Annotated in this window: 31 protein-coding genes, 1 tRNA gene and 1 pseudogene; 19 read left to right on the top strand and 14 right to left on the bottom strand. The window is 62.6% G+C overall.

The window, feature by feature from the left end:
- Positions 1–71 precede the first annotated feature (71 nt).
- A pseudogene (locus SynA1562_RS01495) lies at positions 72–279 on the bottom strand (DNA-3-methyladenine glycosylase); the annotation flags it as partial.
- A gap of 28 nt (positions 280–307) precedes the next feature.
- Between SynA1562_RS01495 and SynA1562_RS01490 the strand changes: the two are divergent.
- Genes SynA1562_RS01490 through gatC form a run of 4 tightly spaced genes read left to right on the top strand, consistent with a single transcriptional unit; the run spans position 308 to position 2346 of the window.
- The gene (locus SynA1562_RS01490; protein WP_186495251.1) at positions 308–1039 is read left to right on the top strand and encodes a queuosine precursor transporter; all 732 of its coding nucleotides are present in this window, start codon (positions 308–310) and stop codon (positions 1037–1039) included.
- Positions 1040–1080: 41 nt separating this feature from the next.
- Positions 1081–1224: a hypothetical protein gene (locus SynA1562_RS01485; RefSeq protein WP_170950905.1), complete on the top strand. Its 144-nt coding sequence runs from the start codon at positions 1081–1083 to the stop codon at positions 1222–1224.
- A gap of 43 nt (positions 1225–1267) precedes the next feature.
- Positions 1268–2056: a creatininase family protein gene (locus tag SynA1562_RS01480; RefSeq protein WP_186494495.1), complete on the top strand. Its 789-nt coding sequence runs from the start codon at positions 1268–1270 to the stop codon at positions 2054–2056.
- Positions 2053–2346, top strand: coding sequence for an Asp-tRNA(Asn)/Glu-tRNA(Gln) amidotransferase subunit GatC (gene gatC, locus SynA1562_RS01475; RefSeq protein WP_114988151.1), 294 nt, complete (start codon positions 2053–2055; stop codon positions 2344–2346). The genes SynA1562_RS01480 and gatC overlap by 4 nt, the downstream gene beginning before the upstream one ends.
- A 7-nt stretch (positions 2347–2353) precedes the next feature.
- Here the strand turns inward: gatC and crtR are convergent, their stop codons facing one another.
- On the bottom strand, positions 2354–3385 hold the full coding sequence (gene crtR, locus SynA1562_RS01470; protein ID WP_186494494.1) for a beta-carotene hydroxylase: 1032 nt from the start codon (positions 3383–3385) through the stop codon (positions 2354–2356).
- Between the two features lie 54 nt (positions 3386–3439).
- Positions 3440–3521: transfer RNA gene (locus SynA1562_RS01465), tRNA-Leu, on the bottom strand.
- Between the two features lie 54 nt (positions 3522–3575).
- Here SynA1562_RS01465 and SynA1562_RS01460 point away from each other — a divergent pair.
- Both SynA1562_RS01460 and ileS read left to right on the top strand, forming a co-directional pair.
- Complete coding sequence (locus tag SynA1562_RS01460) at positions 3576–4082, top strand: Ycf66 family protein (protein WP_186494493.1); 507 nt, start codon at positions 3576–3578, stop codon at positions 4080–4082.
- A gap of 27 nt (positions 4083–4109) precedes the next feature.
- Entirely contained in the window at positions 4110–7034 is a 2925-nt protein-coding gene (gene ileS / locus SynA1562_RS01455; RefSeq protein ID WP_186494492.1) for an isoleucine--tRNA ligase, read from the top strand.
- Here ileS and SynA1562_RS01450 read toward each other — a convergent pair.
- Both SynA1562_RS01450 and SynA1562_RS01445 read right to left on the bottom strand, forming a co-directional pair.
- The gene (locus SynA1562_RS01450; protein ID WP_186494491.1) at positions 7019–7312 is read right to left on the bottom strand and encodes a hypothetical protein; all 294 of its coding nucleotides are present in this window, start codon (positions 7310–7312) and stop codon (positions 7019–7021) included. The two genes, ileS and SynA1562_RS01450, sit on opposite strands and share 16 nt — an antisense overlap.
- Positions 7312–7923, bottom strand: a complete 612-nt coding sequence (locus SynA1562_RS01445) for a DUF3177 family protein (RefSeq protein WP_186494490.1) — start codon at positions 7921–7923, stop codon at positions 7312–7314. The genes SynA1562_RS01450 and SynA1562_RS01445 overlap by 1 nt, the downstream gene beginning before the upstream one ends.
- 69 nt (positions 7924–7992) lie before the next feature.
- On the opposite strand from SynA1562_RS01445, the gene SynA1562_RS01440 reads away from it, so the two are divergent.
- The 4 genes from SynA1562_RS01440 to SynA1562_RS01425 are packed head-to-tail and all read left to right on the top strand — an operon-like array spanning position 7993 to position 12293.
- The gene (locus tag SynA1562_RS01440) at positions 7993–9288 is read left to right on the top strand and encodes an FIST N-terminal domain-containing protein (protein ID WP_186494489.1); all 1296 of its coding nucleotides are present in this window, start codon (positions 7993–7995) and stop codon (positions 9286–9288) included.
- Between the two features lie 24 nt (positions 9289–9312).
- Positions 9313–10017, top strand: a complete 705-nt coding sequence (gene trmB / locus SynA1562_RS01435) for a tRNA (guanosine(46)-N7)-methyltransferase TrmB (protein WP_186494488.1) — start codon at positions 9313–9315, stop codon at positions 10015–10017.
- 9 nt (positions 10018–10026) lie between these two features.
- Positions 10027–11343: an IctB family putative bicarbonate transporter gene (locus tag SynA1562_RS01430; protein WP_186494487.1), complete on the top strand. Its 1317-nt coding sequence runs from the start codon at positions 10027–10029 to the stop codon at positions 11341–11343.
- Entirely contained in the window at positions 11340–12293 is a 954-nt protein-coding gene (locus SynA1562_RS01425) for a BadF/BadG/BcrA/BcrD ATPase family protein (protein WP_186494486.1), read from the top strand. Before SynA1562_RS01430 ends, SynA1562_RS01425 begins: the two co-directional genes overlap by 4 nt.
- Here the strand turns inward: SynA1562_RS01425 and glmM are convergent.
- On the bottom strand, positions 12280–13674 hold the full coding sequence (gene glmM, locus SynA1562_RS01420) for a phosphoglucosamine mutase (protein ID WP_186494485.1): 1395 nt from the start codon (positions 13672–13674) through the stop codon (positions 12280–12282). The two genes, SynA1562_RS01425 and glmM, sit on opposite strands and share 14 nt — an antisense overlap.
- A 152-nt stretch (positions 13675–13826) precedes the next feature.
- Between glmM and SynA1562_RS01415 the strand changes: the two genes are divergently transcribed.
- Positions 13827–15884, top strand: coding sequence for a transglycosylase SLT domain-containing protein (locus SynA1562_RS01415; RefSeq protein WP_186495250.1), 2058 nt, complete (start codon positions 13827–13829; stop codon positions 15882–15884).
- Here SynA1562_RS01415 and SynA1562_RS01410 read toward each other — a convergent pair.
- On the bottom strand, positions 15789–16292 hold the full coding sequence (locus SynA1562_RS01410) for a hypothetical protein (RefSeq protein WP_186494483.1): 504 nt from the start codon (positions 16290–16292) through the stop codon (positions 15789–15791). The genes SynA1562_RS01415 and SynA1562_RS01410 overlap by 96 nt on opposite strands.
- A 63-nt stretch (positions 16293–16355) precedes the next feature.
- Between SynA1562_RS01410 and SynA1562_RS01405 the strand changes: the two genes are divergently transcribed.
- Together SynA1562_RS01405 and thyX are read left to right on the top strand one after the other, a co-directional pair.
- Positions 16356–16931: a thioredoxin domain-containing protein gene (locus SynA1562_RS01405; RefSeq protein ID WP_186494482.1), complete on the top strand. Its 576-nt coding sequence runs from the start codon at positions 16356–16358 to the stop codon at positions 16929–16931.
- 44 nt (positions 16932–16975) lie between these two features.
- Positions 16976–17698: an FAD-dependent thymidylate synthase gene (gene thyX / locus SynA1562_RS01400; protein ID WP_186494480.1), complete on the top strand. Its 723-nt coding sequence runs from the start codon at positions 16976–16978 to the stop codon at positions 17696–17698.
- Between the two features lie 14 nt (positions 17699–17712).
- Here the strand turns inward: thyX and dcd are convergent, their stop codons facing one another.
- A complete protein-coding gene (gene dcd, locus SynA1562_RS01395; RefSeq protein WP_011363300.1) occupies positions 17713–18306 on the bottom strand; it encodes a dCTP deaminase in 594 nt (197 codons plus the stop codon).
- Positions 18306–18905 carry a cob(I)yrinic acid a,c-diamide adenosyltransferase gene (locus SynA1562_RS01390; RefSeq protein WP_186494478.1) on the bottom strand — a complete coding sequence of 200 codons (600 nt, stop codon included), beginning with the start codon at positions 18903–18905 and terminating at the stop codon, positions 18306–18308. Before SynA1562_RS01390 ends, dcd begins: the two co-directional genes overlap by 1 nt.
- Positions 18906–19050: 145 nt before the next feature.
- Between SynA1562_RS01390 and rph the strand changes: the two genes are divergently transcribed.
- Genes rph through SynA1562_RS01370 form a run of 4 tightly spaced genes read left to right on the top strand, consistent with a single transcriptional unit; the run spans position 19051 to position 22191 of the window.
- Entirely contained in the window at positions 19051–19794 is a 744-nt protein-coding gene (gene rph, locus SynA1562_RS01385) for a ribonuclease PH (RefSeq protein WP_186494476.1), read from the top strand.
- A gap of 58 nt (positions 19795–19852) precedes the next feature.
- A complete protein-coding gene (gene ntcA, locus SynA1562_RS01380; RefSeq protein ID WP_186494474.1) occupies positions 19853–20569 on the top strand; it encodes a global nitrogen regulator NtcA in 717 nt (238 codons plus the stop codon).
- Positions 20570–20596: 27 nt separating this feature from the next.
- Positions 20597–21748: a DUF3084 domain-containing protein gene (locus tag SynA1562_RS01375; protein WP_186494472.1), complete on the top strand. Its 1152-nt coding sequence runs from the start codon at positions 20597–20599 to the stop codon at positions 21746–21748.
- Positions 21745–22191 (top strand): resolvase, encoded by a 447-nt coding sequence (locus tag SynA1562_RS01370; protein ID WP_186494471.1) that lies wholly within the window; start codon positions 21745–21747, stop codon positions 22189–22191. Before SynA1562_RS01375 ends, SynA1562_RS01370 begins: the two co-directional genes overlap by 4 nt.
- On the opposite strand, the gene SynA1562_RS01365 is transcribed toward SynA1562_RS01370, so the two are convergent.
- Genes SynA1562_RS01365 through psbH form a run of 4 tightly spaced genes read right to left on the bottom strand, consistent with a single transcriptional unit; the run spans position 22169 to position 23498 of the window.
- Positions 22169–22426: a DUF3146 family protein gene (locus SynA1562_RS01365; protein WP_011363294.1), complete on the bottom strand. Its 258-nt coding sequence runs from the start codon at positions 22424–22426 to the stop codon at positions 22169–22171. The two genes, SynA1562_RS01370 and SynA1562_RS01365, sit on opposite strands and share 23 nt — an antisense overlap.
- Positions 22426–23043: an aminoacyl-tRNA hydrolase gene (pth, locus tag SynA1562_RS01360; protein ID WP_186494469.1), complete on the bottom strand. Its 618-nt coding sequence runs from the start codon at positions 23041–23043 to the stop codon at positions 22426–22428. The genes SynA1562_RS01365 and pth overlap by 1 nt, the downstream gene beginning before the upstream one ends.
- A gap of 14 nt (positions 23044–23057) precedes the next feature.
- Positions 23058–23288 (bottom strand): TatA/E family twin arginine-targeting protein translocase, encoded by a 231-nt coding sequence (locus SynA1562_RS01355; RefSeq protein WP_186494467.1) that lies wholly within the window; start codon positions 23286–23288, stop codon positions 23058–23060.
- 9 nt (positions 23289–23297) lie between these two features.
- A complete protein-coding gene (gene psbH, locus SynA1562_RS01350) occupies positions 23298–23498 on the bottom strand; it encodes a photosystem II reaction center phosphoprotein PsbH (RefSeq protein WP_006849996.1) in 201 nt (66 codons plus the stop codon).
- Positions 23499–23582: 84 nt separating this feature from the next.
- Here psbH and psbN point away from each other — a divergent pair, with 84 nt between their 5' ends.
- Complete coding sequence (psbN, locus tag SynA1562_RS01345; RefSeq protein ID WP_011363291.1) at positions 23583–23723, top strand: photosystem II reaction center protein PsbN; 141 nt, start codon at positions 23583–23585, stop codon at positions 23721–23723.
- Here psbN and SynA1562_RS01340 read toward each other — a convergent pair.
- Positions 23711–26650: a glycoside hydrolase family 38 C-terminal domain-containing protein gene (locus tag SynA1562_RS01340; RefSeq protein ID WP_255445686.1), complete on the bottom strand. Its 2940-nt coding sequence runs from the start codon at positions 26648–26650 to the stop codon at positions 23711–23713. The two genes, psbN and SynA1562_RS01340, sit on opposite strands and share 13 nt — an antisense overlap.
- 64 nt (positions 26651–26714) lie before the next feature.
- Here SynA1562_RS01340 and SynA1562_RS01335 point away from each other — a divergent pair, with 64 nt between their 5' ends.
- Complete coding sequence (locus tag SynA1562_RS01335; RefSeq protein ID WP_006042333.1) at positions 26715–26834, top strand: photosystem II reaction center protein I; 120 nt, start codon at positions 26715–26717, stop codon at positions 26832–26834.
- The last annotated feature ends 14 nt before the right edge of the window (positions 26835–26848 follow it).

Below are 26848 nucleotides of genomic sequence, written 5' to 3'. Positions count from 1 at the left end.
CTCAAACATCAAGCCCAGCCTGAGATTCTTGAAGTTAGAGCTCACTTCACTTAGTGGTGTCAGCTACAGCGGACATACACATAAGAATGCCCTGGCTCACCGAACAGGGTTTCGTTTTGCGGTGAACGGCGGCGATCACCATGACATACGGGGTCGGTCGTCTTGGCGCTTCACCAACCTGCATCCCACCAAATCAGGACCCACGATCTGAGCCGGACGGGCAAAAAAGTTGAGCGGAAGCGAAACGAAATCGATGACAGGCTGCCGGCTGGCGGCCACGCTTGTTCCAGCTTGAACGTTGCAGGCTGTGGACAGCAACCTCCAGGCACGGCGTGATGGGGTGTTTCTGGTGCTGGCGGGCCTGTTTCTCGGGACCCTGGGCATGCTCAACATCCTGGGCCTGACGCGCTTCCTTCACCTGGGCAGCATTGGCGGCTGGCCAATCGTGGTGGCCGTTGGCGCACTGCCCTACCCGATCACTTTCCTCTGCACAGATCTGATCAGCGAGATCTGGGGAGAACAGAAAGCGAATCAGGTGGTGTGGGTCGGGCTGCTGCTCAACGGCTGGGTGCTGCTGATCCTCTGGCTGGGGGGCGTGCTGCCGAGCATGAGCGGCAGTGATGACAGCACCTTTCGCACGATTCAGCAGCTCAGTTTCGGTTCGGTCGGAGCCTCGATGGTGGCCTATCTCACGGCGCAGTTCGTGGACGTGCGGCTGTTCCATTTCTGGAAACAGCTCACCAAAGGCAAAGCGCTCTGGCTGCGCAACAACGGCTCCACCCTGGTGAGCCAGTTGGTGGACACCAGTGCAGTGGTGCTGATCAGCCATTACGGCGCCCATGTCCTTCCTGTGCAGCCGGAACGGTCCGTGCTGCCTCAGCTGATCAGCTTCATCGGCAGCGGTTATCTGTTCAAGCTGCTGGCGGCGTTAACCGACACGCTTCCCTTCATCTGGCTCACGGGATGGCTGAGGGAGTGGCTGGACATGCCTGAGGAAGGAGGCGAAGTCACAACAGAAGCCACGTCATCGATGCATTAACGGCGCATCCACACCAAACTGAGGCCAGTTCAGGCCAGGTGATGGACGCAGCCACCTCCAGCTTCAACCTCGGAACTGTGCTTCTCGCCAGCATCGTGCTGTTCCCCTTGGCCTGCCTGTTCTTCGGAACCCGCGGCGGTTACTACAACACCGATCAGTACGACGGCAACGGCACCGCCCACTGATCGGCTGGGATTGAGCGATCATCAGGGCATTGGCTCAGCCTGAATGACCGCTGCAACTCCCGGTCCTGTCGACAGCACGGATGCCATCCGCCTCGCCCTGCGCAGTTGGCCTGAGGTGGAGAGCTACCTGCAAAGCTGCAAGGGGGTGATCATTCCGCTGGGATCCACCGAGCAGCACGGACCCACGGGCGCCATCGGTACCGACGCCCTCACCGCAGAAGCGGTGGCCCTTGAGGTGGGACGGCGCACCGGGGTTTTGGTCACCCCAGCCCAGGCCTTTGGCATGGCGGAGCACCACCTTGGTTTCGCGGGAACGATGAGCTTGCAGCCAGCAACGCTTCTGGCGGTGCTGCACGATCTGGTGTTGTCCCTGGGGCGGCATGGCTTCGAACGGGTGTTCGTGATCAATGGCCACGGTGGCAACATCGCGACGGCCAAAGCCGCCTTTGCCCAGGCCCACGGCACCGCCACCACCCGCAATCTTCCCGTTGCCCCACAGCTGCGTTGTCGCCTGGCCAACTGGTTCATGGCGGGCCCCGTGATGCGCCAGGCACGCGATCTGTATGGCGACAAAGAAGGCCATCACGCCACGCCCAGCGAAATCGCTGTCACCCTCGCTGTGGAGCCCAGCCTGCAGAGCAAGCAGCGACCGCTGCCCGACCCCGCACCGGCAGGCCCCATTCATGGACCAGATGACTTCCGTCGCCGTCATCCCGATGGACGCATGGGGTCCCACCCTTCCCTTGCCACCGCGCAGCATGGAGACGCATTGCTGGAGACAGCCGCCACCGCGTTGAGCGAGGATCTGCGCACGTTCCTCGGCGAGTCATGAGCCAGATTTCCAGCGACGACGTCCGCAAGGTGGCCCAGCTCGCCCGTCTTGATCTGCCCGAGGACAAAATTGCGACCTACACCGGTCAGCTCGAGTCCATCCTCGAATACGTGGGTCAGCTTCAGCAGGTGGACACTGAAGGCGTTCCGGAAACCACCCGAGCCGTGGAGGTGACCAACGTCACCCGGGCTGATGGAGTTCAACCGACCCCCGTTCGGGATGACATCCTTAACCAGGCACCCCAAAGGGAGGGAGACTTCTTCCGGGTTCCGAAAATCCTGGCCGACTGAACACGACTTAGCGGGACACCCAACGCTTCGGCTCGGTTTTGATTGCAATGCGGTCAACAAAACCGAGCCAGTGGCGGCGCAGCCCCCGTCCCGGCATGAACCGGGCTGCGCGCCTCATCTTTCCGCTGCGGCGCTTGTGGCTGCGAACTCCCACAAGGATGTCGTAGAGGAAGTTGTACCCATCCCGGCGGGTCTCAAAAATTCCCAAACGTTGGGGAGATCCCTTGGAATCGAGCAGAGGCTTGGTGGCCTCATAGGCCGGTTTGTATTCGAACCAGGGAATAGATGGCCAGAGGTGATGAACCAGGTGATAGTTCTGCCCCATGATCAGCCAGTTCATCAGCTTGCCGGGGTAGATCCGGGCATTCGTCCAGCGGTTGCGGGAGGTGAACGGCCGATGCGGGAGGTAGTCGAAGAACAAACCCAGCGTCACGCCGACCATTAGGGCAGGAGCAAACCAGCAGTTGAAGATGAACGGCAGGAAGTCAAAGCGCGCCGCTGCCAGAACGATCACCACAAAAATGCTGCGCTCCAGCCCCCACTGCATCAACTCCCAGCGGCGCCAGAGGCGACGCTGGAAGAAAAACCACTCGTGGTAGAAAAATCTCGGAGCGATCAGCCAGAGCGGCCCGAAGGTGCTCACGATGTGATCAGGGTCGTTCTTCGGGTCATTCACATGGGCGTGATGCTCCAGATGCACCCGCGTGAAGACGGGAAAGCTGAAGCCGAGCAACAACGCCGAGCCATGGCCCATGGCCTGATTGATCCATCGATTGGGATGGGCCGCGTTGTGGCAGGCGTCATGGATCACCGTCCCTTCCAGGTGCAGTGCTAAGAAGCCCGTACAGAGCAGCACCGGCAGGGGCAGAGCCGCCACAAACCAGCCCCAGATGGTCAGAACCGCCAGGGCATAACCACCAAGGAAGAGCCCGACGGTGGGGTTCCAGAAGGCCGGCGGGTCGACGAATTCACGCGGAACCGAGCGGTAGCCCACTCCAACCGGACGAGGCTGCTTTTGTTGAGCAGTGCTCTGATGCATCCGGAGGTCAGGCAACAAGTCTGTAACGATCCCGAACCACGGTAGAGAAAGGAATGCCCACCGGGGGACTTGAACCCCCACGACCAAAGCCACTGGTACCTAAAACCAGCGCGTCTACCAATTCCGCCAGGTGGGCATCGCCCTGACTTTAGAGATCGCACCAGAATGGGAGCACACCGTCACACCACGGATGCTTGCGACCCTCAGCGGCGATCTCTGCCTCCTGCTCGGCCTGGCACTCCTGTTGCTTCCCCTTCTGGCCGTTGAACTCAGCCGCCCCCGCGATGGTGTTTGGGGCGCGGTGGTGTTGCTGCTGGGTCTCGTTCTGGTCACCAGCACAGACCGGCTGCGGGGAGCGCCGATGCTTGCCGTTCTCTGCGCAGGCCTGTTGATCGCACGCTTGGGCTCCGAGGTCGGACAGGCCCGCTGGAACAGCCTCAGCGAAACCGAGCAGCAGCGGTTCACCTCGCTGGATCATTGGCGCACCAGCTTTCAACAACTTTTGATCACCACAGGCCGGGTGGGCGAAGGCATCAGCGGCATCGCCAAACAACTCAAACCGGCCGGTAAATCAGGGGTGACGGGCAAAAAATGGGTGCGTCCCGAGTCCCCTGAAACCACTGACGCAAGCGAGACCGCGTCAACCGAAGCAGCCACCGAAGCAGCCGAGGTCACATCACCAGAGGGCGAAGACTGATAATCCCGAGGCCAGAGCAGGGACCCCGTGAGCAAGGAGACGCGCGACGCCGCCGCTGAGGAACGTCCCTCCTACAAACACACGCTCAACCTGCTGCAGACGGGATTCGGCATGCGCGCCAATGCCGTCCAACGCGAACCTGAACTGCAGGCCTTTTGGAAGGACCAGGGCATCGACGGCAAGCTCGGCCTGAACAACAGTGGCCCGACCTTCACCCTCCATGACGGCCCGCCCTACGCCAACGGTGCTCTGCACATGGGGCATGCCCTCAACAAGGTGTTGAAGGACGTCATCAACAAATTTCAGGTGTTGAACGGGCGGCAGGTGCGCTATGTGCCGGGCTGGGACTGCCACGGCCTGCCGATCGAACTGAAGGTGCTGCAGTCGATGGATCAGGAGCAGCGCAAGGCGCTGACACCGATCAAGCTGCGTAAAAAAGCCGCCGCCTACGCCCGCAAACAGGTGGATGGCCAGATGAAAGGCTTCCAGCGCTGGGGCATCTGGGCGGACTGGGAGCAGCCCTATCTGACCCTGCAAAAGGAATACGAGTCAGCTCAGATTCGGGTGTTTGGCGAGATGGTGCTCAAGGGCCACATCTACCGGGGTCTGAAGCCGGTGCACTGGAGTCCGAGCTCACGCACAGCCTTGGCCGAAGCCGAACTGGAATACCCAGACGGCCACACCAGTCCCAGCGTCTACGCCGCCTTCCCAGCCGTGAAGCTGCCGGAAGCACTGCGGGATGCCCTCAAGGCCGAGGGGCTGGACCTGCCCACCGAGACGGATGCCCTGGGGCAGGCCATGCAGGTGGCGATCTGGACCACCACCCCCTGGACGCTGCCGGCCAACCTGGCGGTGTCGGTGAATGAACGGCTCGATTACGCCCTGGCCGACGACGGCGAAGGCCGACTGCTGCTGGTGGCTGCCAATCTGATCGAGCCGCTGAGCGGCACCCTGGAACGCCCACTCAGCCGGCGCGCCACGGTGAAGGGAGCTCTGCTCGCCGGGCTGACCTACCGCCACCCACTCCTGGACCGCACCAGTCCAGTGGTGATCGGGGGCGATTACATCACCACCGAATCGGGCACAGGCCTCGTGCACACGGCGCCTGGTCACGGCGTCGACGACTTCCACACCGGCCAAAAGAACGGCCTGCCGGTGCTCTGCCCTGTGGACGAAGCCGGCAACCTCACCGACGAGGCCGGGCCGTTCGCAGGCCTGAATGTGCTCAAGGATGCCAACGCCAAGATCATCGAAGCACTGGAGAGCGCAAGGGCCCTGCTTAAGCAAGAGGCCTATGGCCACCGCTACCCCTACGACTGGCGCACCAAGAAACCCACCATCTTCCGGGCCACGGAACAGTGGTTCGCCTCCGTGGAGGGGTTCCGTCAGCAGGCCCTCGATGCGATCGCCGCAGTGGAGTGGACCCCTGCCTCCGGACGCAACCGGATCGAATCGATGGTCAAGGAGCGGGGCGACTGGTGCATCTCCCGTCAGCGCACCTGGGGGGTGCCCATCCCCGTCTTCTATCACCGCAGCAACGGCGAGGTGCTGCTGAACGCCGACACCCTGGATCACATCCAGGCGTTGATCGCCGAGCACGGTGCCGACGTTTGGTGGGAGAAAGACGAAGCGGATCTGCTGCCGCCCGCCTACGCCGACCAGGCCGACCAGTGGCGCAAGGGCACTGACACCATGGATGTGTGGTTCGACTCCGGCTCAAGCTGGGCCGCTGTCGCCAGTCAGCGCGACAACCTCAGCTATCCCGCTGACCTCTACCTGGAAGGATCCGACCAGCACCGCGGCTGGTTCCAGAGCTCACTGCTCACCTCAGTTGCCGTCAATGGCCACGCCCCCTACAAGCGGGTGCTCACCCATGGCTTCGCCTTGGATGAGAAAGGCCGCAAGATGAGCAAATCCCTCGGCAATGTGGTCGACCCGATGGTGATCATCGAGGGGGGCAAGAACCAGAAACAAGAACCGCCCTACGGCGCCGACGTGCTGCGGCTCTGGGTGAGCTCGGTGGATTACTCCGCCGATGTGCCGATCGGAGCCGGGATTCTGCGCCAACTGGCCGATGTGTATCGCAAGGTGCGCAACACCAGCCGCTATCTGCTGGGCAACCTGCACGACTTCAATCCGGCAACCGACGCGATTCCCATTGCGGAGCTGCCGTTGCTTGACCGCTGGATGCTGCAGCGCACGGCCGAGGTGATGGACGAGATCACAGAAGCCTTCGAAAGCTTCGAGTTCTTCCGCTTCTTCCAGCTGCTGCAGAACTTCTGCGTCACCGATCTGTCGAACTTCTACCTCGACATCGCCAAGGACAGGCTCTACGTGAGCGCTCCCCAGGACCAGCGCCGACGCAGCTGCCAGACCGTGATGGCCCTAATCATCGAACGGCTGGCCGGACTGATCGCTCCGGTGCTGTGCCACATGGCCGAAGACATCTGGCAGAACCTGCCTTACCCCGTGGAGGAGACCTCGGTCTTCCACCGCGGCTGGCCGCAGGTTCCAGCCGAGTGGCGTGATGCCACTCTCAGCGCTCCGGTTCAAGAGCTGCGGGAGCTCCGCGCCGCCGTCAACAAGGTGCTGGAAGATTGCCGCGGCCGTCAGGAACTCGGCGCATCACTTGAGGCAGCCGTGCGGATTGAGGCCCGCCGTCCAGAACTTCAGGCCGCTCTCTCCTGGCTGAGTGAGACGGGAGATGCCGAGGTGGATGGCCTGCGGGACTGGCTGCTGGTCTCACAACTGCAGATTGGCGGCGAGTCCTGGGCCGAAGTGCTGGCCGGCCAAGACGACGAGCTCACATCGATCGAGGTGAGCCGAGCGCGGGGAACCAAATGCGAGCGCTGTTGGCACTACGAGGGGGATGTGGGTCAGCACCCGGAGCATCCCCACATCTGCGGACGTTGTGTTGGCGTTCTGGAACGCCGTGCTCACCAGTTGGCCTGAGCCAGGAGGTCGTTCGGCGGCATCGGCCCAGCCAGGACTACCTCCTGACTGGGCGACATGGGCCCCTGCAGCAGCTCAGCCTGATTCAGGCTTGTTCCCTCAGGGAGAACAGAGGCATCGGGATCAAAGGCGGTTGGGTGGGTGGTGCTGCTGCTGAACCCACGGAAGATCAGCAACTCAAACGGCTCATCACCAACCTGACCCCGCAAGCGGACAACCCGCTGGGGCAGAACACGCGTTCGTTCCTCCAGGGCCTGAACCAGCGCCTGGTCAGTCATCAGAAATCCCCCGCCACGCGCCCGTAACGGGGTAGTCGCACCAAAAGCCACTGCAGCAGACCAGCCAGGTAGGCCACTAGGGCGACGTACCCCACAAAGGCAGCAACGGCCTCACTCCAAAGACCACCGAACAGAAAATTGAACACCGTGGCCGCGAGGCCATGGATGCCCTGAGGAGCTTCCAGCCAGGTGAGACAGGCCGGGGACTGCAGCTTTTGCATGCAGGCCAAACCCGTCACGCTCATGCCCAAGCTGAGAAGACCGAACCCACTGAACGCCCAACGCCACACCTTCACGGCAAGGGGCAGCGGACGCCAGGACGGCTGGTCGGCCAGCTCTTCATTGATGTCGACCCAGAACCACAGGCTGATCACCATCAACACCGGTGCTGCAACCGCCATGGCGTAGCCGAGGGGGCGCTGGTCGGTCAGCAGCAGCAGGCTGATCGCCATCAGACTCGCCACCTTCCAGTAGATGCCGAGCAGCCGCAGCACCAACGGCTCGCGACGCCAGGCCGACCAGATCAACAGAACCAAGGGCACACCCACGGCAAAGGTGGCGGCCAGGCGATAGGTCAGCCACACCAGAGCGCGGTACGTGAGCTCGTTCACTGGGGACTGTCACAGTGCCGCCATTATCAACGTCCCGAGCTGACCTCCAGGGTTGATATGGTCCGCTTCATGGCACCGTTCGCACCGTTCAGCTGGTTCCGTTCTGGGGGCGCTGAAGCCAGTTGCCGGACAGGACTTTCTGCGAAAGCGTCCCTGGACGAGGCCGTTCGGGATGTGGCCGAGCAACTGGGCCGCTCCAGGGGCGAAGCCGATCTCGCCCTCGTCTTCACTTCCACGGGTTACGCCACCGACCTGCCGCGACTGCTACCGATGCTGCGCGCCCAGATCAGCGCGAAGCATTGGATTGGATGCACCGGAGGAGGCGTGGTGGGCACCCGCGGTGACGGCAGCGCCTCGGAACTGGAGCAGATGCCGGCTTTGAGCGTGACGGTGCTCTCCCTGCCGGGGGCCTCAATCGCCACCCAACACCTGAGCACAGAGGAGTTGCCTGATCTGGATGGAGCGGCCCAGCAATGGCATGACTGGGTTGGCATCACCCCCGAGGCTGCCCGCAGCCAGATCCTGCTGATCGACCCCACCAGCAGTGGAATCAATGACCTGATCAGCGGGCTGGATTACGCCTATCCGGGAGCAGAGAAGATCGGTGGCGTCGCAGCACCCCACAACAGCCCACACGGATCGCTGCTGCTGGATGACCAGGTCGTGACCGGGGCGGTGGTCTGCTCCATCGGGGGGAGCTGGCGACTCGAAACAGTGGTGGCACAGGGCTGTCGACCCATCGGCCCGGTTTTCTCAATCGAGCAAGTGCAGCGCAACGTGTTGCTGGAACTGAGTGATGGCAGCACCAAGGCCAGCCCCATCAATTGCCTGCAACGGGTTCTGGCCGACCTCAGCGAACGGGAACGCGATCTGGTGCGTCACTCGCTGTTCCTCGGCGTGGAACGCAGCAGCCTGCGGCTGAACGCCAACGGAGGGGCCTCGCAAGCGAGTGCCTTCCTGATCCGCAACCTGATCGGAGTCGATCCCAACAACGGCGCCGTAGCCGTTGCTGAGCGGGTGCGTGCCGGTCAAAACGTGCAATTTCACCTGCGCGAAGCTGCCGCCTCCCAGGACGAAGCCGTTTCCCTGCTCAAGGCAGCGACAGCTGATTCAGGCGACACGGTCCATTTCGGACTGCTCATGGCCTGCCTGGGACGGGGCCAGGGGCTGTTCGGTCGTGCCGATGGCGACATCAGCCTGGCGCGCCAACTGATGCCTGAACTGCCCGTGGCAGGAGCGTTCTGCAACGGTGAGATCGGACCCGTCGGCGGCACGACGCATTTGCATGGCTACACCGCCTGCTGGGGCCTGCTGCGCCAGGACCCCGACAGCACCTCTGGCAGCAGCTCTGACAATCTCGGTTGAACCGGATCGCATCGCCTCGAAACCTTGCGTCAGCACGTCAATCCCCTCAGCAGCTTCTTTCAGCTTCCGCTGGAACTTCCACCACCTGAGCAGCTGTTCCGCGTTCCTGATCAGCCGATCCATCTTGATATCGGCTGTGCCCGCGGGCGTTGCCTGCTTGGTCTGGCCGAACGTGATCCCCACTGGAACCATCTCGGCGTTGAAATCCGCCGACCGCTGGTGACGTCCGCCGATCGAGATGCGCTCGCCTCGGAGCACGGCAATGTTCGGATCCTGTTCTGCAACGCCAACATCAGCCTGGAAGGCTGGATGAAGGCCCTGAAGCAGGACCAACTCCAGCGGGTCTCCATCCAGTTCCCCGATCCCTGGTTCAAACGGCGCCACCGCAAGCGCCGGGTCCTGCAACCCGCGCTGCTTTTGGCCATTGCAACCGCCCTCCAGCCCGGCCGTGAGCTGTTTCTGCAGAGCGATGTTCTCGACGTGATTGAGCCGATGGTGGCTCTCACCGAACTCAGCGCCTGTTTTGACCGCCCCGTGGAGGATCAACGTCCCTGGCGTGCCAGCAACCCGCTTTCGGTTCCCACGGAACGGGAGCGCTACGTGCTTGAGCAAAACCTCCCCGTCTACCGGGTGCTTTACCGCCGCAACCAGAATCCACTTCCTTCCGTGTCAGATCTGGAACAGCGCTGGCAAGAGATCGATAATCCGGCTGAAGCACTCACGACCTGAAGCCCCACGATGGCCTCTGCGGATGCAACCCAGACGGCGAACGGTGGGGCACTGTTGGTGCGCTGGCAGGGGCTGATGGCTCCGGATCAGGCGGTGCTGAAACGCCTTGAAAGCCTGGCGGGACTGCTCCTGCTGGTCTTGCTCACGGGTCTTCCCCTGTTCACACGCACAGGCCTGGCCCTGGTGATTGCAGCCTGCGGCGTTCTGTGGCTGCTCTGGTGCCTCTGCAGTCCACCACCCGAGCGCATCGGAACCATCTCGCGCTGGCTGATGCTTTTTCTGGCCATCGGGATTGTGGCCACGGGGTGTTCTCCGGTTCCAATTGCCGCCAGCAAAGGCCTGATCAAACTGCTCAGCTACCTGGGCGTCTATGCCTTGCTCTGCAAGCTGCTGCTGAGCAACAGCCGATGGTGGGACCGTCTGGTCGCTGGACTGCTAAGTGGCGGGCTGCTCAGCAGCGTTCTGGCTTTAAGACAGCTGTATGCCTCCAGCGAGGAACTGGCGGGCTGGGCCGATCCGAATTCCATCAGCGCCGGCACCATTCGGATCTACGGCCCCCTGGGCAACCCCAACCTCCTGGCGGGTTACCTGCTGCCGCTGATTCCCTTCGCAGCGATCGCACTGGCGCGCTGGCGTGGCCTGGGAGCCCAGCTGTTTGCTGGCACCACCTTGGTGTTGGCAGCAACAGCCACGCTGTTCACCTACAGCCGCGGCGGCTGGCTGGGGATGGTTGCTGCTGGTGCCGTGCTGCTGCTGTTGCTGCTGCTCCGCTGGACGCGCCACTGGCCTCCTCTCTGGAGACGTCTGGTGCCCCTCGCCGTGCTGCTGGTTGGAGCCGCTTGTCTGGTGGTGGCGGCCACCCAGATCGATCCGATCCGCACACGCATCACCAGCCTGCTGGCGGGACGGGGGGATAGTTCCAACAATTTCCGCATCAACGTCTGGATGGCAGCCATCCAGATGGTTCAAGACCGACCCTGGCTGGGCATCGGCCCTGGCAATGCGGCGTTCAACAGCATCTATCCCCTGTATCAGCAACCGAAGTTCAACGCCCTCAGTGCCTACTCCGTTCCCTTGGAAATCCTTGTGGAAACCGGCATTCCCGGGCTGCTGGCCTGCCTGGGATTACTAGCCAACAGCCTGAGACAGGGCCTTCAGCAACTCAACGCGAACGGTTCAAGCGCCTTGGCGTCCATCGCCAGCCTCGCTGCCATCGCTGGCCTACTGATGCAGGGCAGCACCGACACGATCTTCTTCCGCCCCGAAGTTCAGCTGATCGGATGGTTTGCCCTGGCCAGCCTGGTGAGTCAACCAAGGAAATCATGAGGCTGCTCGCTGGATTCGATGCCGGACAGACGCACACGCGCTGCCGCCTCAGTGTGGTTCAAAACGGCTTGCACCAGCCTGTTGGCGAAGGCGAAGGGCCCGGAGTCAGTCACCTGGATGCCCCCCAGGGTGAACGACTTTTCCTCGAGGCGATCCGCACCAGTGCACAGCAGGCCCTCAAGAAGCATCCCGATGGCGTGATCCAGGCGGCCGTTGTGGGAGCCAGCGGCATCGAACACGGAACAGCGTTGCAACAGCGTGCTGAACGTTTGGTGGGTCAAGCCCTGGCCATCGGTGATGCCACAGGGTTGATCAAGGTGCTGGTCACCGGAGACGAACGCACGGCCTTGCGAGGTGCGATCCCTGAAGGTGCAGGAATCCTGGCGATCAGCGGTACGGGAATGATCGTGCTGGGCCGAGATAAGAACGGCCATGAACACCGCTGTGGCGGCTGGGGATGGCTGCTCGATGGAGCCGGCTCGGCCTTTGACCTCGGCCACCAGGGATTGCAACTGACCCTGCGCATGGCCGATGGGCGCCTGCCCGACCATCCTCTGCGCCTGCAGATCTGGAATCAGATGGGGTGCGACAGCCACGCAGCGGTCAAAGCCCGGGTGGTGCAGAACGACTTCGGCACGGCGAACTTCGCGGCCTTGGCTCCGCTGGTGGTGGAGGCGGCAACCGACGGCTGCTCAGGCGCGGAGGAGATTGTGCAGCGATCAGCAACGACCCTCTCCAGCTGCATCAGCACCGTTGCTCAGCAGCTTTCCCTGCGCTCCCCCGTGGTGGTCTGCCATGGGGGAGCCGTGACCCATCTCCTGGGGTTCCAAACGGCCGTGCAACAGGCCATCCGCCAGTCGATTCCTGAGGCCCAATGGGGCAAGGCCCAAGGCGATGCCTGTGATGGCGCCCTCCAGATGGCCGAGGCCTTGACTCTCAGGCCACGTTGAGCTGTTCCTCTGCAACGGCGGCCAGATGCCCCGTCCAATGCTCAACAGCATCCGACTGCTCAGCTTCCACCATCACCCGGAGCACGGGCTCGGTACCGCTGGCTCGCACCAAAATGCGACCGTTCTCGCCCATCGACTGCTCAGCTGAAGCAATGGCGTCGGTGAGAGCGGTACAGGCACTCCAGTTCTTGCGACGCGCACGGTCCATCACCCGCACATTGACCAATTTCTGCGGGTAGGCCTGAAAACTTCGGTCCAACCAATCGCTGAGGCTGATGTCCTGGGCATGGCAGAGGGTGGCCAACTGCACGGCGGTCAGAACACCATCGCCACAGAGTCCATGGGAGGCCGAAAGAATGTGGCCGGATTGTTCTCCACCGAGGGCCGCGCCACTGGCCACCATCGCGGCATGGACATGCTGATCTCCCACCGGCGTGCGGTCGAGCGTGCCGCCCCGCTGCTGCCAGGCCCGCTCGAAGCCGAGGTTCGACATCACGGTGGCCACCAAGCGCTGCTCAGGGAGCGCCTGCTGCTCCTGCAGCACGGATCCCCAGAGGAAGAGCACGTGGTCTCCGTCGATGATGCGGCCGCGGCCATCCACCGCCAGCATCCGATCAGCATCACCGTCAAAGGCAAAACCCATCGCTGCGCCGCGCTCGATCACAGCCCGCTGCAGCGGTTCCAGATGGGTTGACCCGCAAGCCACATTGATGCGGGAGCCATCGGGTTCTCCATGCAGCACGGTCAGATCAGCCCCCAAGGCACGAAAAGCATCCGCACCACATGCCGTCGCGGATCCCCAGCAGAGGTCCAGAACGATGGGAACGCCGTCCAGTCGACGTTCAGCCACCGATTCCTGCAACACCTCCCTGTAGCGATCGAGGAGATCGGCGCTGGAGCGCGCCACACCGCAGCGGAAAGTCCCCTGCTCAGCCATGGACGTCTGCCCCTTCAGACCGGCTTCCACCTGGGCCTGACGGGAGGCGCTGAGTTTGGCGCCATCAGCACCAAACACTTTGATGCCGTTGTCTGCAGGGGGGTTATGGCTGGCGGAGACCATCAGGCCGCCGGCGGCTCCCAGCTGGCGGATCAACAACGGAACCGCCGGCGTCGGACAAAGACCAAGGGTCCAAACATCGCGACCGGCCGCTGTCAAACCGGCCGTCAGGGCAGCAACCACCATGCTGCCGCTGGTCCGGGAGTCCATCCCGATCAGAACAGGGCCTTCCGCCTGGAGAACCCGGCCAACCCAAAAGCCCACCTGAAGACACAGGGCGGGGGTCAGAACGGTGCCGGCGAGCCCACGGATTCCATCGGTTCCAAACCCTGGCGCAGCATCACCGAGAGCGGGGCCGATCGGGGAACACGCCTTTTGAACCATGGGTCTCAATCGTGGACAGCACCATAGGAAGCACCTCTGACGCTGATTCCCAGGAACGTGACAGGTGCAGCTCTGCCCTCACAGCCCTCAGCTGATCAAAGGCTCACCAACAAACTGAGGAGCATCAGAATGCAACCAGCTCCAGGTTGGATGTGCAGGCAGGGCCGCGAATCGGAACGCTGCTGCTGCTGTCTGTTGCTGGTTTCAGTGGATTGGCTGCATGGGGCGGGCAGCACCTGCTGAAGAGGCAGCATCAGCGGCTCACTCCTGAGGTCTCGCAGGCAAGCCTGTGGCAGCACTACCGCTGGGCCATCGATCCACAGACCCGTCGCGAAGCCGCCTTGTTGATGGTGGCCAGGGATGGAGCACCGGACCTGCTCCATGGCCAGGGCTGGGGGCGTGATCCGATGGCGGCCGTGGTGCTCGAACGGGCAGCCCTGACCGCCGACGCCCATGGGAAGACGTCGGAAGCAACGCAGACCTGGCAGTTCCTGCTGGATCGCTTTCCCAAAGCACCTGGCTCCGCCTGGGCACGATTGGCGCTTGGCAACAACAACCCGGCGCTTCATCAGCAGCTGCTCCAGCAGCAACCCGCGCACCCAGCAGCACTGACCTTGGCGGCTCGTGATGGCTCCGAAGCACTGCCAAACCATCAGGGCGCCCTGCACCTGGCCAGTTGGAATCCACGCCGAGCCGGCGCACTGAAGCTGATGGTTGACGCCTGCCAAGCCACGGGGGCGCAGGCACCTCAATCCGACCAGCGCCAAACGTTGGCGCAAGCACTGGCAAAACGTGGCCATGCCGACGCCGCCCTGACCTGCCTTCAGGAGCTTGATGCCGCCCCGCAGACCCAGCTGGCCATCGGTCGTTCCCTCCTGATGCATGGCGACCCTGACTTGGGGACAGCCCAACTGCTGACCCTGGCGCAGAACCACCCAAACCATCCCGCCAGCCTTGAAGCAGCAAGGATCTTGAGCGAACCGCTCAATCCCGAGCCTGGGGTTCTGGATGCCCTTCCGGCTGCCCTTCAGGAGCACTCAGCTGCCGTTACCGCAGCCCGCGTGCGACTCGCCGGCGGCAACGGGGCAGATGCCGCCCTGATCCGCTGGCCCAACGACCCCGACATCTGGCAACTCCAATGGGACCTGACCCGCGAGGCTTTTCTTGCTGGGGATTGGGAGCGTGCCCGCGACTTGCTGAAACGCCACTACGAGGATGGGCCCTTGCCTTCACCGTTGGAGACGCGGCGGCTGTTCTGGTTGGGGCTGAGCCAAAAGCAACTCGGCGAAACGGCAAAGGCGGAACGCACCTGGCGCCGCCTGATCGAGGCCTTCCCAGGGGGCTACTACCGATGGCGCGCCATGGAGCAACTGGGCATGGCCGAACCTCTGGATTTGCGAGCCCCAGCCCCACCGCGAGAGTCCCCCACCTGGCAACCGCTCAACAGCCACAACAACCTGGTGAACGAGCTCTGGCGCCTAGGCCAGGTGCACGCCGCCTGGGAAGCCTGGCAGGCCCAGGCAGATCCTGCGATCCCACCGCCACCCGAGGAACGTCTGGCCGAGGGCAGGCTGCGCCTGGCTGTCGGGGACACCTGGAGGGGATTGGATCAGCTCTGGTGGCTCAGCCTCCGCTGGCGTGATCCCAGCTGCCAGCAAAGGAGCCTTCTGCATCGCAGCCAATTCCCTCGCCTCTTCGAAGCTGAAATAAAGAAAGCCGCCAAGCAAGAAGGTCTTCAGGCCAATCTGCTGCGAGCGATCGCCAAACAGGAGTCACGCTTCGCACCTGGGGTGGTCTCCCCTGCCGGGGCCGTTGGCGTGATGCAATTGCTGCCCTCCACTGCCGCAGAGATGGCTGGCGAGCCCACCAACACACCGATGCTGAAAGATCCCGCCAACAACTTCGAATTGGGTGCGCGTTATCTCAACCAATTGCTGGAGCAATGGGAGAACGACCCCTTTCGCAGCATTGCCAGCTACAACGCCGGGCCCGGTGCCGTGGCCTCTTGGGCGGATCCCAGGGCTGCTGCCGCAGCCGCGCTCTGGGTGGAACGCATTCCATACCCCGAAACACGTTTTTACGCTAAGAAAGTGCTCGACAATCTGAGGGGTTACCTAGGCGGTAATCAATCCTTCTGCAAAGAAGCTGACGGTGGGATGCGGAAGCAGCGTGCCGGAAACGATTCCACCGATCACAACCACACTCATTAAGCACAGACAGATCCCAGCGGCGGGCAGAACACCGATGCGGATGAGATCGAGCCGAGCCAACATCACGGCGGAAGCCAGGATCAGCACGTCGGTAAGCACATTCAGCTTCAACAGATAGATCCCACCGGTGATCACCACCAGCAGCGTGACCACCAACGTCATCACCCGGCTCGACGCCATCAGCATCGACACCTGTCGCAACAGCAGATCCGGCATCGTGCAAAAGACGACAACCACCTGAACCTGCAGCAACACGAAACACCAAAACCAGGCCGCACTCACGCCATGGAGAGACGTGAAGGAGGGCTGAGCCATCTGCCAATGGTTGCCGAGCACAACCGCAACCAGAAACAGCACCGTCAGCAACGGCGCCCGAACCGGAAGGCTCAGCAGTCTCAGAATTGGCATGGATGCAAGCTAACGGCGGCCTTTCGAAGGAGCTGCCAGAGTGATCGCTGAGGTTGCAGTGCGATGACAGGCACTCCGAAGTCTTCGCCCCTGGGCACAGCACAGCGATGGGTGCTGGTGCTGATCGCGGTGGTTCTGGCCATTGGCCTGGTCATCCTGCGGGGCGGCATTCAGAGCGAAAGCCCGATGGAGCAGCTGGCGAGACGATCCCTCGACCCGCAAATGGCGTTGACCAATGGACGCCCAACCCTGATCGAGTTCTACGCCGATTGGTGCCAGGTCTGCAGGGAGATGGCGCCTTCGATGCTGGATTTGGAGAAGCGATCGCGGGATCGACTCGATGTTGTTCTGGTCAACGTCGACAACCCCCGTTGGCAAGATCTTGTTGATCGCTACGACGTCAACGGCATTCCCCAGTTGAATCTGTTCGATGCTGAAGGGGAAGCCAAGGGGCGATCCATCGGTTTACGCAGCGTTGATGAACTCCAGCTGCTCACCACAGCACTGATTGAAGATCAACCGTTGCCTGCTTTGCCTGGCGTCGGCAACATCAGCCGGCTGGAGACGCCCTTCTCCGCGAACAATGCGTTGGCAGGTGCCTCAAGCCCAGCCAACGCCGGGCCCCGCAGCCATGGTTGACACGCCTCGCCATGATCACCACAACTCGTCACTCTGACGCTCCCATGGACCGCTTTCGGGTCGATCTGATCGCAGCCACGCCGAACCCGCAGCAATGCGTGTATGCCGCCATGCATCAGGACTACAGCGAAGGATTCGTGGCCGCAGATCGTGCCAACTGGCCCGATGAGCAACGGGCAGGGGAGATCTGTGTGAAACGTCTGCTGTCTGGAGAACGCGGCCACTACGGCCCGATGGAGCATGCGCAGATCGTGCTGAACGTGGGATGGTTCCCGCACTCGGTGATGCAGCAGGCCCGCACCCACCGGGTTGGGGTGAGCTTCGATGTGCAATCCATGCGCTACACCGGTGAACGCATCTGCCGTGCAGCGGATGGCGCCTTGGACCTGGAGGAAGTGTTTTACCTACGGCCCGTCGGCGAGTACAGCGATCGGCAGGGAAAGAAATACGCCTACAACGAAGCACTACGCCAACAGGATCTCGATCTGTGCCGAAGTGCCGCCGAGCGCTACAGGGATCTGCTCAAGGCCGGTTTCGCCGAGGAACACGCCCGCGGCATCCTTCCCTTCGACTACCGCCAGCATTTTGTGGTGAGCTTCAGCCTGCGGGCATTCCTGCATTTCATGGATCTGAGGGCCAAGCTCGATGCCCAGTTGGAGATCCGCCAGCTCTGCGATCTGATGTGGCCCCACATGGTGAATTGGGCCCCAGAATTCGCAGCCTGGTATGAAAAAAGCAGGCTTCACCGGGCGCGACTGGCCCCGTAAGAAAGAGGGGGGGGCTAAACCTTGGCCAGCGTCACCCGTTCCGGTTGGTGCTGGTATTTGCCTTGTCGATCGCTGTAGGTGGTCGAGCAGGGATCACCTTCAAAAAACAGCAGCTGACAGATGCCTTCATCGGCATAGATCCGACAGTCAGCGCCAGAGCTGTTGCTGAATTCAAGGGTGAGATGACCCTCCCAGCTGGCTTCTGCCGGAGTGGTGTTGACGATGATTCCAAGGCGGGCATAGGTGCTCTTGCCCAAACAGATCACGGTGATGTTGGGGGGAACCCGCAGCTTCTCCAACGCCACACCAAGGCCGTAGGAATGCGCAGGGAGAATGAAATAGCGCCCGTCTTCGTCTTCATGAAGAGGGGTGGGCTCGAGATTGGCTGGGTTGAACCGCTTGGGGTTCATCACCGTGCCCGGAACATGCCGGAAGATCAGGAATTCCTGGGGCGACAAGCGCAGGTCGTAGCCATAGGAGGAGCAACCGAAACTCAACACCGGTCTCAGCTTCTGCTCCGGATCCAGGTGACGGACTAGACCGCTCTGGAATGGCTCAATCATTCCCTGACCGGCCTGTTCAGTGATCCAGCGATCGCACTTGAGCATCAGAAACCTCGGCGCAACTCCGTGACTTGATCTGCCATCTCCACCACACCGGCGGGGATTGCAGGTCCAGTGATGATCACATCCATCGAAGCGGGCCGCTGCTCAAGGGCTGCAATCACATCCGCCTCATCCAGGTATCCGAAGGCCACGGCGAGGCCGATTTCATCCAGAACCAGCTGATCGAGATCTCCCTGAATCAGGTGCTGGCGACAGATGGACCAAACCGCAGCCACCGCCTCGGCGCCACCGGGATGCCCCGGTGAGGAGAGGCAGAGGGGCACTTCCGGACGGAGCCAGACAAGACCTCCGCAGAGCTGCACCCGTCCGGCCGGTCCCTGCTGAACGCCCCCTTTGAGGAACTGACTGATCAGAACACGACTGCCCAAGCCGGCAGCACGCATGGCCTGACTCAGAACACTGGCGAAACTGCCTCGGTAGGGCGCCGTATGCACTTGAAGCTGTCCTTCGGGGGCCACCAGATGCAGGGGTGGCGGATCAGATACAGGTGCTACGGGCCTGAGGCCCGCCCGCTGCAAAGCCTGCTGATCCTGATCCAGGGAGTTCTGGAGCGCTTGGGGATTGGCGAGGCTTGTGGTCATCACGGAAGCATCTGCCCGGGTACCCCCGGCGAGACCTTGAATGTAGCGGCGAGATCACATTCCACAAGGGGATTGACACCACCCATGGTGTTTGGACAGGGCAAGAACCAACCGCCTGCGAGGCTTGACGAACTGCACACCACCGATGAGCCAATCCCCTGAACACCGCACTGATGGCCGTCGCCCAGAGCAGTTGCGACCGTTCTCGGTGACTTGGAATCCCATGGGGTTTGCCCTGAGCTCCCTGGTGGTTCACACGGGCCGAACCGCTGTGCTCTGCAGCGTCTGCTTGGAGGACAAGGTTCCCCGCTGGCGGAAGGGAGAAGGGCTGGGATGGCTCAGCGCCGAATACCGGTTGCTGCCCGGGTCCACCCCACAGCGGCAATCACGGGAGCTGATGAAACTCTCGGGTCGCACCCAGGAGATTCAGCGGTTGATCGGGCGCAGCCTGCGCGCCGTGATCGACATGGAACGCCTGGGGGAGCGCACCTTGCTGATCGACTGCGACGTGATCCAGGCGGACGCCGGCACCCGGACGGCCTCGATCACCGGGGCTTGGCTCGCCCTGGACCAGGCCTGCCGATCGCTGGTGGAAAAGGGAGTGCTGGAGCAATCGCCGCTTGTCGATCAGGTGGCGGCCGTCTCCGTGGGCTTGGTGGATGGCCAGGCCTTGCTGGATCTGGACTACAGCGAAGACAGCCGAGCCGAGGTGGACTTGAACGTTGTGCAGGCCGGCGATGGCCGTCTTTTGGAAATCCAGGGAACTGCGGAGGGAGCACCCTTCAGCCGCAGCCAGCTCAATGAGCTGCTGGATTTGGCGGAGCCGGGATTGTCATCCCTGATGCAGGAACAACGCCAAGCCTTCACCGAGCACAGCAGAGTTACGTAATAACCGCTACATGGCGGCCACCGCCGGGTCCGTAATTTCGCTTCACCAGGGGGTTGTCATGACCAGTAGCCGAGGTTTCAGCCGATACGCCCCGCAGATGGTGGCTCCATCTCCCAGCGCAGAACCGGCCAACCGTTCTCTCCTGGAGATCATCCGAGATCTCGATGGCGCCAGCACTGAACTGGTGGATCGCAACAAGACCATTTTCTTCCCTGGGGATCCCGCAGAACGGGTGTATCTGATCCGCCGGGGGGCCGTTCGTCTGTCCCGCGTCTACGAGTCGGGGGAGGAAATCACCGTGGCCCTGCTCCGCGAAAACAGCCTCTTCGGTGTGCTGTCACTGCTGACCGGCCAACGGTCTGATCGCTTTTACCACGCTGTGGCCTTCACCAGGGTCGAGATGGTGACGGCACCGGCGACCTCCGTGAAGGCCGCCATCGAAGCCGACACCAGCGTTGGACTGCGCCTGCTGCAGGGTCTCTCCAGTCGGATTCTGCAGACCGAAACGATGATTGAAACCCTCACCCATCGGGACATGTCGTCCCGGCTGGTGAGCTTCCTGCTGGTGCTGTGCAGGGATTTCGGCGTGGCGGATGAGCTGGGCATCACCATCGACCTGCGCCTGTCCCATCAAGCCATCGCTGAAGCAATTGGCTCAACACGCGTCACAATCACGCGTCTGCTGGGAGACTTGCGTCAATCCGGTCTGGTTCAGATTGACCGCAAGAAAATCACCGTTCTGGATCCGATCGCTCTGGCCAAACGCTTCAGCTAGTCCGGCCATCGCCCCACACGTGCAGCCATGAGCGGCTGGGCACTGATTCTGGTTCTGCTGGTGCTCGGGGGCGTGCTGTCGACCCTGGGTGATCGTCTGGGTAGCCGCGTTGGCAAGGCGCGACTGAGTTTGTTCAAGATGCGCCCAAGGCGCACCGCCGTTCTGATCACGGTTCTGACCGGCAGCCTGATCAGTGCGCTTTCACTTGGCCTGATGCTGCTAGTGAGCCGACAGCTGCGGGTGGGCCTGTTTGAGCTGGATGCCCTGCAGGAGAAGCTCCAGGACAGCCGGCGACAGCTCAAGGCAGCCGAGCGCGAACGGGACAAGACCCAAACGGAAACCAGGCGGATCGCCATTGAGCTAAAGCAAGCGCAGCAGCGGGCCAACACCCTGCGCCTTGAACTGGCTCCTCTTCAGAACGAGCGGGCCCAACTTGTAGCTGAACGTGAGCGCCTCAGCCAGGACATCGCCTCCCGCGATGCGGACATTCAACGCACGGAAGCCGAACTCAACAGCGTTCGCAGCCGTATCCGTGCCGGGGAGCAGGAACTCAAACAACTGGAACGCAATCTGGTCGCCCTGAGGCGTGGATCGGTGGTGATCAGCAGCGGCCAGACCTTGGCGAGAGCAACGGTTCGACTCGAGGCTCCGGACCAGGCCAAACAAGCCGTCGACAGGCTGTTGCAGGAGGCCAATCTCAACGCCTACGGGAAAGTGAGGCCTGGCGAAGCGCCCGAACGCCAGTTGATCCGCGTTCCTCGCAGCGACGTAGAACGCCTGCAAAACATCATCCGCAAACCGGAAACCTGGGTGATCTCGCTGCGCTCCGCCACCAATGTGCTACGGGGTGAAACGGCGGTGTACGCCTTCCCCGAGGTGCGTCCCAACCGGCCGGTGGCCCAACGTGGAGATGTGCTGGCCACAACCACGCTTCAACCGAATGACCGCACGCCAGAGGGCATTCGTACACGAATGAACCTTCTCCTGGCCTCGGCCTATGCCGAGGTGCAGCGGCGTGGATCCCTGACCGAGGGGCTTCAGTTCGATGGATCAGCCCTCTCCCAACTGACCCAGACCCTGATGGAAGGCCCCAGCCAAAGCGTTGTCCTGGAGGTGATTTCCGCAGGGGTCAGCGACAGCGCCGATCCTGTCGTCGTCACCATTCAGGCCTCCCCATGAAACGGGTGGCCGTTCTCGATCCAGGCCGCTGCAAATGTGGTCTAGTGCTGGCCGATCTTCAGCTCGGCCTTGTGCGCGAAGGGCATGTGCTGGCCCCGGAGGCCGTGGAACCCTGGCTGGAGCAGTGGAATCAAGACGGAGCTCTCGACCGCATCCTGATCGGCGATGGCACGGGAAGCCGAGCCTGGATCAAGCGACTGGAACGGCTGGGCAATCTCACCGTGGTTCCGGAGCAGGGAACAACCCTGAGGGCAAGACAGCGTTACTGGACGCTGTGGCCAGCGCGGGGTTGGCGAAGGATGCTGCCGGCAGGGCTGCGCATTCCACCGGTGGATCTGGATGCTGTTGCAGCTTTGGTGATGCTTGAGGAGCACCTGCAGTGCCGCCTGAGATGGCCGGAGCCGGCCCCCACGTTCTCGCTCAGAACCTGGCCCGAACCATGAAGGTGTAGTCACCCCCCGGTTCCAGCCTGTAATCGGAACGCACCAGAAACCGCCGCAGAGCATCCTCGATCAAGGCACGTCCCAGGGACGGCTCCACCACCAGTTCGCCGCGATCAAAGGCCCAGGAAAACTGCCACTCAAAACCTCCGGCAGAGACTTCACCCTCCACGCATTTGGCTTGAAAACACTGGCGAAGCACCCGCAAATGGGCCGTTGTCGCCGGGAGAGCCGGCATCAGTCGACCGGCTCCAAGTCGTAGCGAAAACCGTTGATCCAGGTTCCAGCGCGCTCAAAGCTCTGGCGCTGAAGACGTTGAATCCCGTCCAGAACAGCATCAAGAACTGCACTGACGCAGGGTTGCTCCACCTTGCTGAACGGACCAAGAACATGGGACACCGTTCGCGCACGACGTTCAGCAGGATTCTCAGCCGGCGCACCAATGCCGATCCGCAGCCTTGGGAACGCCTGAGTCCCGAGATGCTGAATGGTGCTGCGCAAGCCGTTGTGCCCACCGGCGCTGCCCTGGGCCCGCAACCGCAAACGACCAAGCGGAAGGTCCATGTCGTCCACCAGCACCAGCAGTTGGTGGGGCTCCAGGCCAAACCAATCGAGGGCCGCACGAATCGCGCGACCGCTGTCATTCATGTAGGTCTGGGGCATCAGCAAGCGCAGCCGCTGCTCACCCACCCCTGTGTCTGCTGCAAGACCGTGCAACTTGGCTTGCTGACGAAAGCTAAATCCAGAGCGCTCGCCCAAAAGCTCGAGGGCCATAAAGCCGACGTTATGGCGAGTGCCGGCATATTTCGCACCCGGATTACCCAGTCCCACCACCAGCTTCAAATCAGTGGTCATACCGCTGGGACGACTCAGTCGCTGGGGGGAAGTTCTTCGACAGACTTCGCAGCATCGCCGGACATCTCCGGTTCAGCCATGGCTTTGTTGATTTCGCGTTCAAATTCCTTGGATGCGGACTGGAAGCCCTTCAGGGTTTTTCCAAGAGTCCGGCCAAGTTCCGGCAGACGTTTCGGACCGAAGACCAACAGGGCAACGGCGCCGATAACCGCCATTTCGGGGAGACCGACGCCGAAGATGTTCATGGGTGCAGATCAGCCGAGGCCGTTCCAGTTCACGTTGATGCCCTCGAGGATGAGGGACTTGTTGTACAGCTGAAGAATCACCAGCAGAAACACCAGGAACAGCACCATGAAGATGCCCATCACGGGAGTGGTGCCCCAACCGGGAACCACCTTGCCGTACTCGGAGTTCAGTGGGCGGAGAAGGTCTCCCAGACGGGTGCGTTGTGCCATGGCGACGCCGGGTCTCGGGTGGTTTGAAGTCTCGATACTGTAGGGGCCGACTCCGGTTCGGGGTTGATCCTGTCGAGAGATGTGATGGAAACGTCGTCCCCAGCCCTGTCCGTCGCCATTGGCGTGCTCGCAGTCTTGTTCGGACTCACCGGATTTGGCGTGTACCAGGCCTTTGGGCCCCCATCCAAAGCACTCGACGACCCGTTCGACGATCACGAGGACTGATCCACCACCAGGGAGACGAGTTCTCCCGGGGCGATCACCACGGCATCAGCGGCATTTGAATCGACATCCCTGCGGACACTCCAGTCCGCTCCAGGGGTCCAGCGACAACGCGCTGATCCCGCATTCAGCAGCTTCAGCAGGCAAACGTCGGCACGGCGCTCCAATGCCACCGGCGTGAGTTGAAGCGGCAGCGAGGGGAACCACTGACGCAGCTCCGCCGGCAACGCCGAGCACCACCCGGGCTCGCGAAAGGCAATGGCCGCCTGCGGCACACCGGCCTCACTCCATGAGCCGGAGAAGGGCATGAGGGCCATACGCTGGCGATGCCAGCCCTGATCAGCGCTGGGATCAGGCCAGGTCGGACCCCGCAGCAGCGAAATGCCGAGTCGGTCTGAGGACCAATCCACACCCTGGGGACCGTCCAGCAACACAGCCATCCCGCCTCCGGGAGCTGGCGACTGGGAAGCGAACCAGGAGATCACGGGGACTTCCCAGCGCGCCCGTTCCCGGACCGTCATCGGTTCAGCCGGCCGTTCGATCACGCCGCCGCTGGTATCGGCAGCGATGCGGACGGCGGGGGTCGCCAGCGGCAGGTCCAGGCGCAGCAACTCATGGGTCTGACACCAGTTGATGCTGCAGATCAGCTCCAGCCACGCGGTGTCGGCCTTCAGCCGCAGGTCCAGCCGCATGCAACTGGCGCCGAGCTGGCGCCGCAGCACCAGATGCGCCACCAGGGGACCCTGGTCAAGCCATTCCAGGGAATCCGTGCCGAGCACGCCCAGGGGCTGAGATCGATAGTCCGCCGCCAGATCCCAGGCATCCCAGAATTCGCCACGATCCCGATAACGCTCCAACTGCAGGGGTGACGACAACTGATCCCGTCCATCGCGATCCCGCAGAGCCATCAGTCCGGCCGCGGAGACATTGAGATCGATCAGCCCATTGCCCAGCCGCCAAGTCTCTGCCCCCAGCGACGTGATGACCACAGGCTGACGGGGTTGAGCAGCGCAGGACGCCATGCCTGGTTCACGCCGGAGCGGCAGAGAACAACTGCCGTGCTGACGCGGTAGCTGCACCCAGCTACCACCACCGGCAGCGGCTTGCTGCGGCAGTGAAACGCCGTCGGCTGACCATGATCCCGCCGGAAGGCGAACCAGAGGCGACCAGGACGCCAAGGGCTGCAGACCCCACCAGCTCCATGCCGCCGCTGCGTCCTTCTGGCGCGGCAGCCTTGCTAGCCGCCGGTCGCGCTCTCTGCGGGCCTGGCGCCGGGCCGAGCGCCAAACCGGTTCCGCCTGCTCAAACACCTCCGGGATCGACGTTCCCGGAAGGATGTCGTGAAACTGCTGAAACAACAGCGGGCGCCAATCGCTCCCACCGCCATCCCGACCGGCCATGGCCAACAGGGCTGAAGCAGCGTCGGCTTCCCGCAAAAGCCGCTCGAGCGTTCGGTTGTGGCGTTTCTGATCGGGACGGCTGGTGGCACAACCGCGGTGCAGCTCCAGAAAGAGCTCATCGCGCCACACCGCCCAGGCCTGATCGTCCTGCTCCAGATTGGCCAAGAACTCCCGCACCGTGCCGGCACGGGTGGGCAAAGCGGCCGCTTGCTTCTCCCAGAGCTCGATCTGCTCCAGCAACTCCTCGGTGGGACCACCACCGTGATCACCGACGCCCGGGATCCAGAGCGCTGCCTCAAGTCCCGTGGCCTGATGCCAGGCCCGCTGCTCGCCCAGCATCTCCAGAGGATCAGCTCGACGCCCGATCGGCGGCAGCATCAGGCTGCGTAGTTCAGACCGCCCCCGTCCGCGCCAGCGGAACAAACGGTGGGGGAAAGGGTTCTCAGCATTCCAGGCCAGCTTGTGGGTGCAGAACCAGCGCACCCCGGTGGCCGACGCCACCGCAGGCAGACCCGCAGCAAAGCCAAAGCTGTCTGGCAACCAGGCCAGCTCATGGGTCCATTCCGGAAAGCGGCGCAGGCTGTCCTTCTGACCGAGAGCGAACTGATTCCAAAGCGACGCCGTGGAGACCAACACACAGTCGGTCTCCACCCAGGGGCCGTTGATCGGTTCCCAGCGACCAGCACGGCTGGCCGCCTGGATCTCCGCAAACAGAGCCGGCCGATGCTGCTCCATCCAGGCGTAGAGGGCCGGCGTGGAATGGGCAAAGCGCAGTTCGGGCCAGCGACGCATCAGATCCAGCGCTGATCGGAAGGTGCGTTCAGCGGCCTGCCAGGTGTCGGCCACCGGCCAGAGCCAAGCCAGATCGAGATGGGCATGACCAAGCCAATGCAACGACCCTCGTGGAGGGTTCACCTGATGCAGGTGCGTTGCAACAGCAGCCTGCGCCTCAACACCGCTGGGATCCAGATCTGCCCAATGCGATGGCAGGTCTCCATCCGCCGCCAGATGCAATTCCAGGGCCGCTGGCAACAACGTGCCCTCAGGATCGGGGCCTGCGGACCGCGGCTCCAGGTCGAGATGACTGCTAATCAGAGCTCCGTCGTCATGCAAAGGGCTGCAGAGCTCCAGAACAAGATCGAGCGATGCCCCCTGACGACAGCGCCCAGGCAGCGGCCAGCGACAGGCGGTATCGAACAGATCCCCCTCATGAACCAGCACGCCATCCACCCACAGGCGCATCTGCTCGGCCCACCAGCTCAGCACCAACCGGGCACAGCAGGAATCACTGGCACTCCAGCCATCAGGCCAGCTCAACCGCTGCTCAAGCCGCAGCCATTGACGTCCCCTAGGCCAGATCAGCAGGCCGCGTTTGGCCCAGTCCGGACGGTGCGTTGATCCCCAACTTTCATCGAGAAAAAAACCAGCCTGGGCAGCGCCTGAGCGGCGCCAGCCGGCACGCAGATCACGTCGCGAGCGACTGCGAAACGTTTCAATCCACTCCGATCGATCGACCTGATCAGGGTTCATTCCCCTGCTGACGCTGTCATGCCCCATAGGATGATGCCCTTCTCACAGACGCCGGTCGGTCTCCATGCTCGCCCTCAAGATCTCCGTTTACTCGGTCGTCTTCTTCTTCCTCGGCATCTTCGTGTTCGGGTTCCTTGCGAGCGATCCAAGCCGCACCCCGAGCCGTAAAGACCTGGAAGATTGATTCACCTCCTGATC

This window comes from Synechococcus sp. A15-62, from assembly GCF_014280075.1.
Taxonomy (GTDB): domain Bacteria; phylum Cyanobacteriota; class Cyanobacteriia; order PCC-6307; family Cyanobiaceae; genus Parasynechococcus.
This window is presented reverse-complemented; position numbering and strand designations above follow the sequence as displayed.